The sequence below is a fragment of the Paenibacillus sp. FSL M8-0142 genome, from assembly GCF_038597315.1.
Lineage (GTDB): Bacteria > Bacillota > Bacilli > Paenibacillales > Paenibacillaceae > Paenibacillus_AQ > Paenibacillus_AQ lactis.
The window spans coordinates 3,858,965-3,874,516 of record NZ_CP152008.1; the positions used below are offsets into that span (position 1 = coordinate 3,858,965).

16 protein-coding genes are annotated in these 15,552 nt (G+C 51.4%); 3 read left to right on the forward strand and 13 right to left on the reverse strand.

What is annotated here, in order from left to right:
* Positions 1 to 74 precede the first annotated feature (74 nt).
* The 4 genes from NSQ46_RS17750 to NSQ46_RS17765 form a co-directional block, all read right to left on the reverse strand.
* A complete protein-coding gene (locus NSQ46_RS17750; protein WP_007130382.1) occupies positions 75 to 413 on the reverse strand; it encodes an antibiotic biosynthesis monooxygenase in 339 nt (112 codons plus the stop codon).
* Between the two features lie 179 nt (positions 414 to 592).
* Positions 593 to 982: a rhodanese-like domain-containing protein gene (locus tag NSQ46_RS17755; protein WP_342574190.1), complete on the reverse strand. Its 390-nt coding sequence runs from the start codon at positions 980 to 982 to the stop codon at positions 593 to 595.
* Between the two features lie 142 nt (positions 983 to 1,124).
* A complete protein-coding gene (gene bioB, locus NSQ46_RS17760; protein WP_342574193.1) occupies positions 1,125 to 2,120 on the reverse strand; it encodes a biotin synthase BioB in 996 nt (331 codons plus the stop codon).
* 413 nt (positions 2,121 to 2,533) lie between these two features.
* The gene (locus NSQ46_RS17765) at positions 2,534 to 4,450 is read right to left on the reverse strand and encodes an LTA synthase family protein (RefSeq protein WP_342574195.1); all 1,917 of its coding nucleotides are present in this window, start codon (positions 4,448 to 4,450) and stop codon (positions 2,534 to 2,536) included.
* A gap of 190 nt (positions 4,451 to 4,640) precedes the next feature.
* Here NSQ46_RS17765 and NSQ46_RS17770 point away from each other — a divergent pair, with 190 nt between their 5' ends.
* On the forward strand, positions 4,641 to 5,558 hold the full coding sequence (locus NSQ46_RS17770) for an NAD-dependent epimerase/dehydratase family protein (RefSeq protein ID WP_210095281.1): 918 nt from the start codon (positions 4,641 to 4,643) through the stop codon (positions 5,556 to 5,558).
* 371 nt (positions 5,559 to 5,929) lie between these two features.
* Here NSQ46_RS17770 and NSQ46_RS17775 read toward each other — a convergent pair whose 3' ends face one another.
* Both NSQ46_RS17775 and NSQ46_RS17780 read right to left on the reverse strand, forming a co-directional pair.
* Positions 5,930 to 6,997, reverse strand: a complete 1,068-nt coding sequence (locus NSQ46_RS17775; RefSeq protein WP_210095280.1) for a glycosyltransferase family 4 protein — start codon at positions 6,995 to 6,997, stop codon at positions 5,930 to 5,932.
* Between the two features lie 12 nt (positions 6,998 to 7,009).
* Positions 7,010 to 7,345: a hypothetical protein gene (locus tag NSQ46_RS17780; RefSeq protein WP_007130388.1), complete on the reverse strand. Its 336-nt coding sequence runs from the start codon at positions 7,343 to 7,345 to the stop codon at positions 7,010 to 7,012.
* 196 nt (positions 7,346 to 7,541) lie between these two features.
* Between NSQ46_RS17780 and NSQ46_RS17785 the strand changes: the two genes are divergently transcribed.
* Complete coding sequence (locus tag NSQ46_RS17785) at positions 7,542 to 8,168, forward strand: DUF1796 family putative cysteine peptidase (protein WP_007130389.1); 627 nt, start codon at positions 7,542 to 7,544, stop codon at positions 8,166 to 8,168.
* 93 nt (positions 8,169 to 8,261) lie between these two features.
* On the opposite strand, the gene NSQ46_RS17790 is transcribed toward NSQ46_RS17785, so the two are convergent.
* The 7 genes from NSQ46_RS17790 to NSQ46_RS17820 all read right to left on the reverse strand — a co-directional run bounded on the left by NSQ46_RS17790 (position 8,262) and on the right by NSQ46_RS17820 (position 14,014).
* Complete coding sequence (locus tag NSQ46_RS17790; RefSeq protein ID WP_007130390.1) at positions 8,262 to 8,426, reverse strand: hypothetical protein; 165 nt, start codon at positions 8,424 to 8,426, stop codon at positions 8,262 to 8,264.
* A gap of 19 nt (positions 8,427 to 8,445) precedes the next feature.
* The gene (locus tag NSQ46_RS17795; RefSeq protein WP_342574199.1) at positions 8,446 to 9,672 is read right to left on the reverse strand and encodes a glycosyltransferase family 4 protein; all 1,227 of its coding nucleotides are present in this window, start codon (positions 9,670 to 9,672) and stop codon (positions 8,446 to 8,448) included.
* An 11-nt stretch (positions 9,673 to 9,683) separates the two neighbouring features.
* Complete coding sequence (locus tag NSQ46_RS17800; RefSeq protein WP_342574201.1) at positions 9,684 to 10,400, reverse strand: glycosyltransferase; 717 nt, start codon at positions 10,398 to 10,400, stop codon at positions 9,684 to 9,686.
* Positions 10,401 to 10,606: 206 nt separating this feature from the next.
* Positions 10,607 to 10,933 (reverse strand): AzlD domain-containing protein, encoded by a 327-nt coding sequence (locus tag NSQ46_RS17805; protein WP_007130393.1) that lies wholly within the window; start codon positions 10,931 to 10,933, stop codon positions 10,607 to 10,609.
* Positions 10,924 to 11,649, reverse strand: coding sequence for an AzlC family ABC transporter permease (locus NSQ46_RS17810; RefSeq protein ID WP_342574204.1), 726 nt, complete (start codon positions 11,647 to 11,649; stop codon positions 10,924 to 10,926). The genes NSQ46_RS17805 and NSQ46_RS17810 overlap by 10 nt, the downstream gene beginning before the upstream one ends.
* A 190-nt stretch (positions 11,650 to 11,839) precedes the next feature.
* The gene (locus NSQ46_RS17815; RefSeq protein ID WP_342574206.1) at positions 11,840 to 12,976 is read right to left on the reverse strand and encodes an alcohol dehydrogenase catalytic domain-containing protein; all 1,137 of its coding nucleotides are present in this window, start codon (positions 12,974 to 12,976) and stop codon (positions 11,840 to 11,842) included.
* Positions 12,977 to 13,096: 120 nt separating this feature from the next.
* Positions 13,097 to 14,014, reverse strand: a complete 918-nt coding sequence (locus tag NSQ46_RS17820; protein WP_342574208.1) for a DMT family transporter — start codon at positions 14,012 to 14,014, stop codon at positions 13,097 to 13,099.
* Positions 14,015 to 14,093: 79 nt separating this feature from the next.
* Between NSQ46_RS17820 and NSQ46_RS17825 the strand changes: the two genes are divergently transcribed.
* Positions 14,094 to 15,446, forward strand: a complete 1,353-nt coding sequence (locus NSQ46_RS17825; RefSeq protein WP_342574210.1) for a TrkH family potassium uptake protein — start codon at positions 14,094 to 14,096, stop codon at positions 15,444 to 15,446.
* Positions 15,447 to 15,552: the final 106 nt, after the last annotated feature.

Sequence of the window (15,552 nt, forward strand, 5' to 3'; positions counted from 1 at the left end):
GATGACCGTGATCAACAAAAAAAAGAAGCGTATGCGAATACGCTTCCTCGTTCACAAATGCAGCTATGATCTAATTAAGCCTGTTGAACAGATCTCGGACCTTTCGTTGCCTTAACTTCATACATGGCATGGCTCGAACTGATGACATGTTCGGGCTGCGGCTTGCCGCGGGAATCGCGGTGCCCTTGGATATGAGCTGGACTGGTCTCCCAGCGCTTCCAGGCTTCCTTGTCTTCCCAACGGATCATGACGATCACTTCTTCGGTCTCATCGCTCCGCTTGGCATTCTTAACGAGAACGCTCAGATCGATAAATCCTTCGATTTCTTCAATCGGCCCGGGCTTGCTGAAGCGCTCGACAACCAGATGCGAGGTGCCGGCTTTTACGACGATGGTTTTCGTTTCAATTAACATATTCAAAAAGCACTCCTTTGATAATAATACGATTTACATAATAACTCCATTCTAGATGATAACGATTATCATTGTCAAACCAGCACCAATGGAGACAGCTGTTCAAGCTCGCCGGTTAATTAAGCGTATGTTTCGGATTGAAAAAAGTCTGGTCAGCAATCAGTTTGCTGACCAGACCTTCATGAATTTAGCGTTGGACGCCGCACGGATTGACAACCCTTGCAATCTTCCTGCAGATAGGAAAGGGTACGAAACCCTGCTTTCTTCAGTTTCCGGGCCGCAAGGAAGCCGTCGGAGCGCTTGGGTGTTACGATTACAACATGATCGCCTGGGCGAAGCTCTTTCTCCCATACATAAGGCAATCTTCCGAGCGATATATTGATCATTTCTTTATGTGGGTCCGGCGTAAACTCAGAGACATCGCGGACATCCAACAGCTTCAAATCCGGGCATTCCTTCCTTGCTTGCTGCAGGTCGCTGCACTTCATCAGCTGCAAGTCGGCGATTGGCACATAGCGCCGGTATAGAACGACGAAGGCCGCTATTAAAAAGGCAAATGCAATCAGCATGGAAGCACTCCCCCGTAATTGTTATTTCGTACCTGGCAGATACTCGCCAAGGAACCGATAGATCAAGCGATGGTTATCTCCCACGCCTCTCTACCCCTACGGGTATATAGTATGTGCTTCCCTGCCAATTGTCAACCCATGTTTATAATGCGCATTCCTCAATTTCAAAGCCCATATCTTCAATCATGCCCCAATCGGCTGTATGCGCCTGGCCGGACGTTGTGAGGTAATCACCGATGAAAATGGAATTGGCTGCATATAATCCGAGCGGCTGCAGGGATCGGAGATTGACTTCCCTTCCGCCGGCAATCCGAATCTCCTTCGACGGATTGACAAAGCGCATCATCGCAAGAATTTTTAGACACATCCTCGGAGTCAGCTCCTTCCTCCCTTCCAACGGCGTGCCGTCAATCGCATTCAAGAAATTGCAAGGGATCGAATCCGCATCAAGCTCTTTCAGTGCGAATGCAATCTGCACCCGTTCCTCCAGGCTTTCGCCCATTCCGAAAATGGCGCCTGAGCACGGAGACATGCCGGAGGTTGCCGCCTGCTTGACCGTTTCCACACGTTGATCATAGGTATGCGTCGTTGTGATATTCGCATAATTGTCTTTGGACGTATTAAGGTTGTGGTTGTACCGGTGCACCCCGGCTTCAGCAAGCTGTGCCGCATGCTGCTCGCTTAGAAAGCCCAGACAGCAGCAAACCTTCAAATCCGTTGTCGCCCGGATCTCCTTCACTGCTTCAACAACATGCTCCATTTCCCGGTTGGACGGACGCCGGCCGGAAGCAACAATGCAATAGGTACCGGCTTTGCGGCGGATCGATTCCCGGGCCCCCTCCAGAATTTTCTCCTTGGTCAGCCATGCGTATTTCTCGATCGGGGCTTCGGATACGATTGACTGGGAGCAATAGCCGCAATCCTCGGGACACATCCCCGATTTGGCGTTTACGATCATATTCAGCTTTACCTTATTGCCGTAATACTCTCTGCGGATCCGGTAAGCGGCTTGCATTACCGTCAGCAGCTCTGCATCGTCACTCTGCAGGATCGCCAGCGCTTCTTCCGGCTTTATAGAATACCCTTGCACAATTTGCTCTGCCAGCTTAAGCCAATCCAACTGAACGGAAGTCGTCATCTCTCACTTCTCCTCTACCAATCAAATGAATGTCAACCTAAAAACTTCGATTATAGGTTGACAATATGGGTAATCATACCACACGATCAGCGGGGACAACAATACTTATGCGTTGTCTTTAAACACGGATCTGCCTTCGATAGGCTGCTACATCCCAATCAAACACGGCTTAATACAGAGCGGTTGACGCAAAGCGGACTGATGCAGGGAGGCTAGGTACTGTGCTGACAGTTCTGTGCTGCCTGATACTGAGCTCTTTGCACAGAGCACATGTATTTTCCGTTATTCTCTGCCTACTGCCCAAGCTGCTTGTTCTTTTAAGAGATATTGTTGTTTATGAACGAACAAAAGAGCCGCTCCACAAGCGCTTAACGCTTCGTGAAACAGCTCTTAGTCATTACCTATCCCTTAACTCAGGGTTCCCGCTTCGGAAGCATCTTGACATAGTCGTCCGACAGCTTCATTAACTGCAATATATAATCATAATCCTGCCGGTAGGGTGATAGGTCCTCAACAGGCTCCATCGTCTTGATGGATACGGCGGACCCATCCTCAAAGCCATCTCCAGGAACGAACAGAATGTCGTTATTGAAGAACGAGCCTGTCGGCAGATAGTAACGCATGCCAATCACATTCCGCTTCACATTCAGCAGATCATGGCCGAATGCCGTAAACTTTTCGTCCGCCAGCGAAATGCCGAGCAGGTTTGCTACGGTCGGGAGAATATCAACCTGCCCTCCCACTTGTTCAATCGTGCGCCCCTTGTCCATACCCGGAACATGAATAATCAGCGGAATGTTAAAGCGGCTAATCCGTTCATGGTAGGGAATGCCCAATGTCTGCGAGATCATATTCGCATCGGCTTCCGCCGGATTGATGCCGAAATGATCGCCGTACACGACGAGCACTGTCTCGTCCCACATCCCGCTTTGCTTAAGCTGATCCACCAGAGTGCCCAGCGCATAATCGGAGTAGTTCACCGATTGCAGGTAGTTCCCGAGATGGGTTCCCCTTAGCTCTGCAGGCAGGGCCAACTTCGCGTACTCCTCTTTCACGGTATACGGGGAGTGATTCGAGACCGTAATCATATGCGCATATGACAGCTTATTCTGCTGCCGGTTCTCGAGCAGCTTTTCCATCCCGACGCGAAACAGCTCTTCATCCGAAGGGCCGAAGTCATTAAAATGATCATTTTTATAATAAGGCTTATCAAAAAAATGTTGAAAATCCAGGGCAGGATACAGTTTATTCCGATCCCAGAACTTCAGATCGTTTACGTGGAATGTGCTGGTGACATACCCTTGCTGCCCCAGGAGTCTCGGAAGACTTGGCAGTTCCTTGCTGCCAAAGCCGGTCGACATCGCAACCGTGCCCGTCGGATAGATGGAGGTATTGACGGCGAACTCGGCATCCGACGTATTTCCTTGGCCGATCTGCTGGAAGATATGCGGAAAATACAAGCCTTCTTCCGTCAACTTGTTCATAACCGGTGTAATTTCCTGACCGTCCAGGGACTGCCCGATCGGGAATCGCTGCAGCGATTCCATCTGTACGATGATCAGGTTTTTGCCATTTGCGGCACCAAATCCTTCCGGCTGCTTCCCTTTGTCTTCACCGTAGGGATACGATGCCTGCAGCTGCCGGATCTCCCCGATTTTCTCTTGCAGATTTCCTTGTGCCAGTGCGCGGTTCTCCTGCGATTGCCGGACGACGGCAGATACCTGATAGTTCATGAAGCCCATATTCTCTGCTCGGACAATTTCATTCTCGATCCCCCATGCCTTCCTTACGATCAGAGTAGAGAGCACCAGGGCTAGGACCAGAATGCCTCCCATGGCCAAACGCCATCTCATTCCTGATCTGGCCGAGGAAATATAAGAGCGCTGTGTGCTGAAGTGCAGTCCTCTATGGGTTCTTGAGCGGATTTTCCGAAAAATAATGACCAGCAGAATGATCAGCAAATCCAGAAAGAATAAAAAATGCGCCGGCTCCAGCAAAGGAATAATGCTGGACCTCACCTGATTCACCTGCCCCAAACCGGCCATGGCTGTATACGTCGGGATTGACCCGAAATGAACGTTATACACAGCCGAGGCAAACAGAATGAAGGAGAAGACAAGATTGATCACCCCATAGGCGGTTTTCTTGCCTTTTATCGGGAGAAGCAGCTCCAGCAAACTGAGCAGGACCAGAAGGGACAACGCATCCGTTAGCACCTTTCCCCATGCCACCCCGTTAAACAAGAATACCCTTAATAGGATGAGCTTCAAAAATAACGTCAAAAACATAAAAATATATATTTTTAACCTTTGCTCATGATTCCGATCCATGACTCGATCCCTCTTTTGTAAAATGAATTTAAACGTGCAGCCTCCATTATAACAGGAATGTAAAATCCGATCTAATTCCAAGGCCTCCCCCCGCCCAATCCTTTCCATGTGGGGTCAATTGTCTCAAGCGGAAGGGCCCCGTTCAGCGTAGGATAGAGCATCCTAAACTATAAGGCTGGAGGGACCATTCATGAAGATGGTTGTAACCGGCGGAGCGGGTTTTATCGGGTACCACCTGGTGAACGGACTCGTTAATCGCGGATACGAGGTTCATGTTATAGATAATCTGACAACCGGTGATCCCGGCCGCCTTCACAGTGAGGCGATTCTGCATGTGGCCGATGTGAACAGCCTCCATACTACGGAATATATCGCGATGTTAAAACCGGACGTCGTCTTTCATCTAGCCGCCCAGGCCGATGTGCAGCGATCCATTCAGAGTCCCAGACTGGACGCGGATGCGAACATCATGGGCACCCTGAACCTGCTTGAAGCATGCCGCAAAGCGGGTGTGCGAAAGTTCGTGTACGCTTCGACCGCCGGCGTATATGGCGATCTTGAAAAGCCCGAGCTGCATGAAACCGACCCGCTATCGCCAATCTCCTTCTATGCGTTATCGAAAATGGTAGGCGAACATTACGTGCGGCTCTATCACCGTTTCTTCGGCTTGACTTACACGATTCTGCGCTACGGCAACGTATATGGTCCGGGTCAGACGCCCAAAGGCGAAGGCGGCGTCGTTGCCGTTTTCGGGGCTCGACTGCTGCAGAAGCTGCCGCTGCACATATATGGGGACGGCAGCCAGACGAGGGACTTTATTTTTGTCAAGGACGTTGTGGAAGCCAATCTCGCAGCCATCCATCATGGCGATCAAGAGATTCTGCACGTCAGCACCGGAAGCAGCCAACCGATCAATCACCTGGTCGAGTTGATTCGCTGTAATCATCCCGAACCGATCCATATTGAATATCACCCGGCTAAGCCGGGTGACATCGTCCATAGCTGCCTGAACAATTCCCGAGCTCGCGAGATCCTGGAATGGTATCCCCGCTACCGGCTTGAGGAAGGCATTGCGGAAACCTACCATTCCTGGGTGCAGCCGACATAGGAAGGCCCGAAGCCCCTTCTCCGCAGCCCCTTTTCGGGCGGGTAGAGCTGACGGTAATCACTTAAAAAATAGCCCGGCTCGATTCCTGAAGTGGAATGAGCCGGGCTATTGGTCACGGTGCAAGTCCCTTGGAGCTCCTTTTCACCTGCACAAGTCCCTTTTCGGGACGTGCTGCGCCCTTGGAGCTCCTTTTCTCTCGCACAAGTCCCTTTTCGGGACGTGATCCGCCTTCAGAGCTCCGTAAAGATCAAGTAATTGTTCACCCGAACTGACCCACTTTGCATGTTCTTCCGGACCATTCCGGCCAAAACCCATGCAAACCGGCCTGCTCTGTACGACACTTCGTACAAAGCAGGCCGTGCTCGCGCCCCTCACAGCCCGATAGCCTGAAGCATGGATGCAAAGTTCATCGCATACAAATGCGGATTAAAACTCTCGTGCACATGGTTCTTCGCCCGTGTCCGGATGTGCTCACGCAATCCCGGACTCCTCATCAGCTCAAGCCCCTCCTGTACCGCATGCTGGATGTTCCCCAGAACATAGAACTTTCCTGTTTCATTATGATACACCGAGGTTGAGACACCATCCGAATCCGTCGTAAGCACCGGACAACGGCAGCTCATCGCCTCCAGCACCGCGTACGGCGCTCCCTCCACCTTCGATGTGCTGCACAGAAAGCCGCCGGAGTCCCCGATGATGGAGTAATAGTACGGCATCTGTGCATTCGGGACATTCGCACGGATCGTAAGCCGGTCGGACAAGCCGAGCTCGGCGATCAGTGCATGAAACTGCTCGCGTTCCGATGGAATGCTGAGCTGATTATCCTCGAACATCCATAATTGCAGATCCGGTACGTGAGCCATAAGCTGATGTCCAATATGAAGAAATTCGCGCCAGTTCTTATTGTCCTCGATGCGCCCGAGCCACGCTATGATCGGGCTGGCATGAATCCCGGACGGCCTGTATGTGAATTCGGTGCCATCAAAGCAATTATTGAAATTGAATTGCGGTTTGTTGGGATATAAATCCCGGAATAACGCGGAAATATGCGGCGTGTTCGGATTGAGCAGCCCATCCGCATAGGCATTGACATAAGGAATGGCTTGTGTCAGCTGTGCTTGGGCAACGCTCCTTGGTCCGTAGCCTTGGATTTCCAGCAGCATTTTCCCTTGGTAACCCAGCATGCGGAATCTTGGAAAGCTTGCATGATCCGTCGTCACAACGATGCAATTAAAACCGCACGAGTCCAAAATATGCTTGATCTCGATATCGTTCCGGGTCACATATATCGGAAAGTCCGCAGGATTTTGCATACCCGAGCCCCAGGAATAATACAGGCAATGAGATTCAATCCCTGCGAGGCGGAGTGCACGGCACCGCTGTCTGTTCAATGTCTCGACGCCTCCGCTCGGTACATAGTATACGAACAGCACCTTCATGTCGCGCCCTCCTTATTCAATCGTATAAAAATCGGATTTTGAAAATACAGCCACAAGCTGGCCCTGATTTTTGGCATGAACCGTAATTTGCGTGGAGTATGAATAGTTGATGTTCGTTACCAGCAGCAAGCTGAATGTCATATTTTGGTTCGTGATATCTGGCACAAATACGGTAGCCCCCGCTGCGGCATGCACCAGCCCGACGTAATAAACGCCATGGGGATAATACCCGTGGATCAATACGTCAAAGTCCTCCCCGCCCGTGTTCGTAATCGTCAGATCGACCGACTGGATATAACGCGCATCAATACTTCCGTACTCTGCAGCATCTAATCGAAAGATGGACATCGTATTCCCCCCTGCTATTGAAGGATCATTAATAACAGGGTATGTATGACGACCTATCGGCGGAAGGGCCAATCCATTGAGGACGTTCGACCAATTCTGTTGAAGGGTACACCCGGTCCAAGCCGCTTCCCTCCGGCCCGCATTTAATATATTGAAAGAATAAAATATCAAAAAATGAAAGGAGCTGTGTCTTCTCATGGCAACGCTGCAGGATATCAAGGGCGTGTACTCGGCAGTATTCAGCCTAGGGTCAAATTGCTTACCGGGTATGGAAATGAAGGCACACGGCCTTCGCAAGTTCGCCGGTCCCATTGATTGGATGGGAACTCCCGTGCTGCCTCAAATCTCGAGAATGCTCCGCAATCGTTTTCAAGGGATGCTCGTTTACCCGAATTTGGTTCTCGTCAATCAAGCCAGCGATGAGCTGTATAACGTATTGGACCGGGAATACGAGCTTTACATGAACCATGATTTTTACACGCATAACAACTTCCCCCCTCATTTTGCCGCTTTTCCTGAAATCAAGGCAAAATATGACCGGCGCATCGCTAGATTTTTACAATACGTGGAGAGCGGGGGACGAATTCTCTTTATCCGAACGGATTCCAACTACGAGGAAGTCAAAGAATTGGAAGCTGTGCTGAAAGAGCTGTGTACAGGCCCATTCCACGTGCTTGTCGTCAACCATGCTCCGGTCGTCGAGTTGGAATGGCAGGACTGGAATTTGAAACATGTATGCCCTGTCCTGATGCCGAACGTCGACATATGGATCAGCAACAGGCATCGGTGGAGCTTTTTATTTCGGGACATTTTCGTCGTCTAATGAAAAAGCTTATGTATCGTTCTCGCTTCGTTTACAGTATAAAAGGCAGGCCATGATCAACATGGTCTGCCTTTCCATTGCTCTTGCGGATGGCTAGACGTAATTGACCGGTTCGTCCGGCAGCTTGTATTCCTTAGGCAGCGACTGAAGAATCCGGTTCCACACCGTGTAATCCACAAGCAGCTCCGGCGTTGACACCTGATTAACGAAGATTCGATTGTACAGATCGCTCATTACCGTAAAAGACTGCTGGTTCATGCCGTGCACCTGCTCCTCTCTATCCCGATTTTTGCAAGATTGCGCCCTCGTATATTTTCAGCATCCTGCTGATCATCTTATCCATGGACCAATGCTGCAGCGCAAAGGCTTTCGCATTCTGCCCCAGCTGTTTACGGTACTCATCCTTCTCCAACAAGAGATACAAGAACTGCGCCGTTGCCAGCGGATCGCCTACCGGGGCAATCAAGCCGGTCTGGCCGTGCGTAACCATCTCGGGCAGGCCCCCTGCGGAAGAAACGACGGAGGGAAGACCGGCCATCTGCGCCTCCATGACCGAGAACGGCTGATTGTCCTGAATGCACGTATGCGTGAATATATCCGCCTCCTTCAACAGACTCGGAACATTATGATGCTCGCCAAGGAAGAACACGTCATGCTGCAAGGAAGCCGAGTACGTTTGCGCCTCCAGCTGGCTGCGCAGATCACCGTCCCCGGCAATCCAGCAAACCCAATCGCTGCGCATCTGCTTGAGGATCGCAAGTGCAGAGATCAGGACGTGGATTCCTTTGACGTGAACAAGTCTGGCAGGACAGATAATAACCTTTTTGCCGGGTGGTCTCCGCAGTGTGCTTCCTTCCCGGTATTTGGCCCAGAATGCTTCGGCATCGAGGCCGTATTGAAACACGGTGATTCGGTAATCCGGGATCCCGCACCGGTGGACCAGGATGTTTTTACACCATTGGTTTGCCGTGATCATCAGGTCAGAGCCCATAGCAGCATGATATTCGACAGCCGGAAAATAACGCCAAGCCGGGCTGCTCTCGTTGACGCCGGCTTCAGGGTGATCCCGGTAATAGTCGATCATTTCTTGTGTTACGGAACCGTGGACATGGGAAATGAGCGGGGTGCGCTTCGGCTTTACGCGGCCCAGTGATCTAGCCGAGAAAATATCCTGGGTATGGATCAAGTCGTATTGCTCCAGCCCGAAGTAGGCTGCCGCCAGTTCCATGCAATAGCGCTCGAGCTCATAATGGCGAATAGCAAAGTGCTGATTCAATCCCGGCGCCGCCTGGGGAGTCAGCTTGGCCTCAAGCATAGGCACCAGGTGGTCTTTAGAGAGCTCCAGTCCTCGGTTGACGATATGGATTTTTTTATAGTCCGGACTGTTGCCAAGCAAATCGACTTCATGACCGAGCAGCTCGAGTCGGTACTTGAGCTGCTGCATGAAGTTCCAAACGCCGCCTACATGAGGGACCAGCCAATGGGTTGCAAGCAAAATCTTCATCGTATCCCCCGCTATCCGCCGTGCTTCCGAGCAAGATGCTCAAGAATGCCCCGATAATTGTTTTTGACCATTTCATATTCCTTTGCAATCGTCGCGTTATAACGCAGCGTTCCCATTTGTGAATGCACGCGGTACAGCGTAAGCATATCCGGTAAGAAGCCGAAGGCCGCGCCGCTCATTAATAGTCGAATCCACAAGTCGTAATCATGGGTGTAACGAAGATGCTCGTTGAACATGCCTACTCGGAGGAACCAGTCTTTTTTCGCAATAACGGTGCATCCGTTGATGGGATTGGAATAGATGAACTTGCGGCATAGATCGGCTGTGCTGGCCATCGGGATTCCCTCATAGGGCTTGATCATGTGGGTATACTCATTGATTAAGGAAAAACCAGTGTAGCTGATATCGAGCCCCCGGCTCAACATGAACGCCATCTGTCGCTCGACCTTTTGGGGAACCAGCCGGTCATCCGAGCTGAGCCAAGCAATGTATTCTCCCGAAGCATGCAAAATTCCGTGATTTAAGGCGCTGGCCGTCCCCCCGTTGCTTTTCCCCATATAGTAGACCCTGTTCGTGTAAGGAGCGATCAGATCTGCGTGACTCGTCGACCCGTCGTCCACCACGATGATTTCAACCGCGGGATACGTTTGTTGGACCGCGCTATCCAGTGCTTGCTGTATATACGGGCAGTTATAGAAAGGTACGACTATCGTAACCGTCGGCATCATCCCCCGTCTCTCCTCCTTCTGCCTTGTTTCTTTCCTCGTGTTAACACATCATGGGTTAGTACACCATATGCAGCGCCTCCGCTGTCCGCTAGGACCCCTGTCCCCTGACATTAGACCAATTCATCCCTGTTTCATATAAAAACAGCTATTCCTGTCTGCTGTCCGGCAGACAAGAATAGCTGTTGTGACTTGGTGAGCGCTTGATATCAAACGATCAGTCGTAGCACTACCAAGGATAGAATGCCGACCACCACCGTGGCGAACAAGCTCTTTGTCAAAAAGGCGGTAAGAAAAGCAGGCACAGCGGCGATCAGCTCAAGCAAATGGCTGCCGGGATCAACCCGGCCGTCCGAAAGCAGCAGCTCTGAGGCAAGCAGCGCGGACATCACGGCGATCGGCACATGGTCGAGCCAACGGATCGCCAACTCGGGGATACGGAGCTTGCTAAGAATCATAAGCGGCAGCACACGCGGTATAAGCGTGACCACGGCTGAGCCGATAATGAGAAGAGCGATATGCCATCTTATTTCCATCGTTCCACCGCCAATCCCGCCGTAGCCGCGGCCATAATCGCGATAATTACCGCAGCGCTGCCAGGCACGATTGTGCTTGCTGCCATGACGGCAAGCACTGAAACGACAACAACCAGCAAATCCAGCTTATACTTCTTGCGACTGATCAGCTGCAGCGCCAGAAGGCCGATGAACATGCCCGGCAACGCGAAATCCAGCCCGTACCGCTCCGGATTCGGTATCCACTCTCCGACCAATCCACCAGCAACGTTCGCTGCGCACCAGAACAGATAAGCGGTTATATTAAGCCCGACCATCCACTTATAACCCAGTCTCTTCTCCTCGACCGCCTTCGCCGATGCCACTCCGAAGGTTTCATCTGTCAGCAGGGATCCGATGAAGAAGCTCTTTCCTAGCGACAAGCCTTTGAAATAGGGCGCTAGGGCCGCGCTAAGGAGAAAATGCCTCGCATTCACAAAAAAAATGGTCACAATAATCGAGATGACCGGACTAGCTGCGGCAACCATGCCGGCCGCGATAAATTGTCCTGAACCTGCATACAGCAGGAGCGATATCAGCGCAATCTCAAGCAGGCTGAAGCCTGCCGTGCGCTCAACGACCCCCGCTGCAAAGCCGATGCTTAAATATCCGAGCAAGGTCGGAATGCAGTCTTTAACCCCCTGCAGAAACGAGTGCTCTGCCGCATCCGGCGTGAGCTCGCTGTATCTGATGCTCATGTTGGTGATCCCTCTCCTACTCCCATTTCTTTTTCTAATAACTATAATACTTCCAAACATTCTGTCAACGGCCTTATTTCTTTTCGCTTCGCACAAAAAAGCGCTTCGATCAGATTGGGAATCTGTCGAAACGCAGCATTTTCAAATCTTCTATATCCTTCGGTCCTCCGGTCCCGCAGGTCTCGCACCGTCAAGGCTTTAATAGGACTTTAATGCATCCGTCCTTGCGCTCATTGAAAATGTCATACGCATGCGGAGCTTTATCAATTGGCAGCCGGTGCGTAATGATATCCGAAGGGTCGACGATTCCGTCCTTCAGCATCTGATAGATCACCGGAATGTAGTGAGTCACGGGAGCCAACCCCATCTTCAGGGTAATATTCCGTTCGAACAGCTGACCAAGCGGGAATGCGCTATACTTCAGCCCGTAAATCCCGGTCAGCTGAATCGTCCCGAATTTGCGGACCATGCCGGCTGCCATCCGGAATGCTCCGAGTGACCCTCCCTGCACCATCATCAACGTGCCTACCATCTCCAGCCCCGTCCGTTTGGCATCCAAACCAACGCAGTCGATGACAATTCTGGCCCCGCCCTTGGTAATTTCCCGGATATACCCTTCGATCTCCTTGAAGCTTTGAAAATTGTAGGTTTCCACAAGGTTCGTCCGTTTGGCATGCTCAAGTCGGTAATCTACATGGTCAATGGCAATGACACGCTCGGCGCCTTTGAGCCAGGCAAACTTCTGGGTTAACAAACCGATAGGACCGCATCCGAGGACAACAACCGTATCGCCAGGCATCACGCCGGCATTCTCCACGCTCCATAGTGCCGTCGGCAGCGCGTCGGATAGCATCAGCAGCTTCTCATCCTCGATTTCGGCGCTCGGCGGGATGACAAATGGCATGAAGTTTCCGTAGGGGACCCGCAGAAGCTCAGCCTGCGCGCCCTGAAAACCGCCAAAAGCGCTGCTGTAGCCGAAGAAGCCTCCGGTGTCCCTCGCGTCATTGGCATAATCGCATTGGCTTTCCAATTGGTTCAGGCAGTATAGGCACTTCCCGCAAGAGACGACGAACGGGATGACGACGCGGTCCCCTTTTTTCACTTTGCCGACTTCGGGCCCGATCTCTTCAACAATGCCCATCGGTTCATGCCCGATAATATAATCATCGGTCATCTGTCTGAGCTCGCCATTGTACAAATGCAAATCCGAGCCGCATATGGCCGTCGTTGTAACCCGGATCACGATGTCATCCCTGCGGAGAAGCGATGCATCCTTCACTTCTTTGACTTTGATGTTATGCCGGCCTTGATAGGTAACAGCTTTCACACGCAAGATTCTCCTTTGACCGTCCGCAGCCCCTGCGAACAAATATATGGCATCGGGCAATATAATCTCAGTGTGCGCCATTACACTCGTAACTAGTCGGCAGCAAGAGGCGAAGCGCTTTTAAGCCGCTCCCTTCTGCTCAAACTCTTTCGGACGCTTAGGGGATGCTCCGACCCGCAAAAACAGAATAAGCCCAAGCAGCACAAGCGCTCCGCCGGCAGCCTGCAGCGGATACATCGTTTCGTGAAGGATAAGAAAAGCCAGCACGCTTGCTCCAACCCGCTCCCCCAGCACGCTCATGGACACGGTTGAAGCCGATGCAAACTTCATCAGCCAATTGAACAGCAAATGCCCGAAGACCGTGGGCACGATGGCAAGCAGCAGGAAGATTCCCCACTCCCTGCCCGAGTATCCGGTAAAGGAATAGCCTTGAATCAGGTTATAGACGGCAAGAATTAGTGACGCCATCACAAACACGAGCCAGCTGTACAGAAAGGAAGGAAGACGTCTTAGCAGAAGCTGTCCGAGCAGCATATGGACCGCAACGGCAGCCGTACCGAGAAGAGACATGAGATCGCCTTTGAAATGTCCTTCCTGTCCGCCGAAGCCGCTGCTGCCGATCAGCAGAAATACGCCCAGGAATGCAATCGACATCCCAAACAGCGCTCCGAGCGAGGTTCTCTCCTTGAACCATAAGTACGCTCCAATCATGACAAATACCGGCTGAAGCGCTAAAATGATCGTGGAACTCGCGACGCTGGTCCACTGCAAGGAGCCCATCCACAATAGAAAATGAAGGGCCAGCATCGCAGCAGAGAGAGCCAAGAGCCCCCATTCCGAGCGCTTTAACGATCTGGCATCGCCCGCATACTTGCCCGCAAAGGGCAGCATCATGATCGCTGTGATCATCAGGCGGTACATGGCCTGGACGGATACAGGACTGTCGGACCATTTCACAAAAATGGAAGAGAATGAAATGGCAATAATGCCTATAAATAAAGGGATGAATACGGGGATAGGTGCTCTGTCTGCCTTCATGTTAGTTGTATGATTCACCTTTCGTGTTATATTAGAGAAAGATTTCAATATTATTTTACATGCAAAGGATCAAAAGGGAATGAAAAAGAAAGATCTGCGAAACCAAATGACCCCGCCAAAATTTCTTGCGATCGGGTTTGCGGCGATCACCTTGTTGGGTACGTTTTTACTTAAGCTTCCAATTTCAACGGCAGACGGAACATCGACGCCCATCATCGATGCTTTCTTTACGGCCGTATCCTCCATCAGCGTAACCGGCCTGGCGGTCGTAGACACCGGCTTGCACTGGTCCGGATTCGGACAAGTCGTCATGCTTCTGCTGATTCAGCTTGGAGGCTTGGGATTCATGACCTCTGCAACCTGGGTCGCCCTGATGTTTAACCGGCGAATCTCGCTGAGGGAAAGAATGATTCTTCAAGAGGCCATGGGACAATATCAAATCCAGGGTATCGTCGATCTGATTCGCCGGGTTCTGATCTACACCTTGATCATCGAAGGCACCGGCGCTCTCCTGCTGACACTGCGGTTCTCATCGATGATGCCGCTATCCGAGGCTGCCTATTTCGGTATATTTCAAAGTATTTCCATATTCAATAATGCCGGATTTGATCTCATGAGCCAAATTCACGGACCCTTTGCCGGGTTTGCCAGCTACGTGACAGATCCGTTCGTCAATATTGTATTGATGGTGCTGATTTTTCTCGGAGGCATCGGGTTTATCGTCATTTTCGACCTGATTGAATATCCGAAGTGCCGGAAGCTGTCGCTGCATTCCAAGGTGGTATTGACCGTCACTTCACTCCTGATCGTCATCGGAGCCCTCATGATTTTCGTGCTGGAATATCATAATGCGAAGACACTTGGTCCGTTATCGTACCCGGCGAAATGGATGGCCGCCATCTTTCAGTCCATTACGCCGCGCTCAGGTGGCGTGAGCACGCTCGATATTGCAAGCTTGGAGCAGTCGACCCAATTCTTCATGATCTTGCTCATGTTCATTGGAGCTGCCCCGGGTTCAACCGGCGGAGGCATCAAAGTAACAACGTTTGCGGTTCTGATCGGCGCGGTCATTACGATGATTCAGGGGAAACGCGATGTGGTCCTCTACCGGCACCGAATTTCACAAGCCGTTGTTTACCGTTCCGTTACGCTAACCATTCTGTCCCTGCTGCTCCTTGTCGGTGCTTCAATGTTCCTGTCCATCACCGAATCCGGCGAATTTCTGCGAATATTGTTCGAAGCCGTCTCGGCATTCGGTACCGTCGGATTATCCATGGGCCTCACCGGCGAGCTGTCCGGGATCGGAAAAATCACGATCGCATTACTCATGTTCCTGGGCCGTCTTGGGCCGCTGACACTGGCGTATGCGATCAGCAGAAAGAACAGCAAAGAGCTGTACCGGCACCCGGAAGGCCGTATCACAATCGGTTAGACGGCTGAAGTCATTTGCCTTCGTACACGCGAAAAACAAACCGTACGCCTCCTCATGAACCGGAAGTGTACGGTTTGTTGTTTCTCATCGTCAAGAATTTCAAACG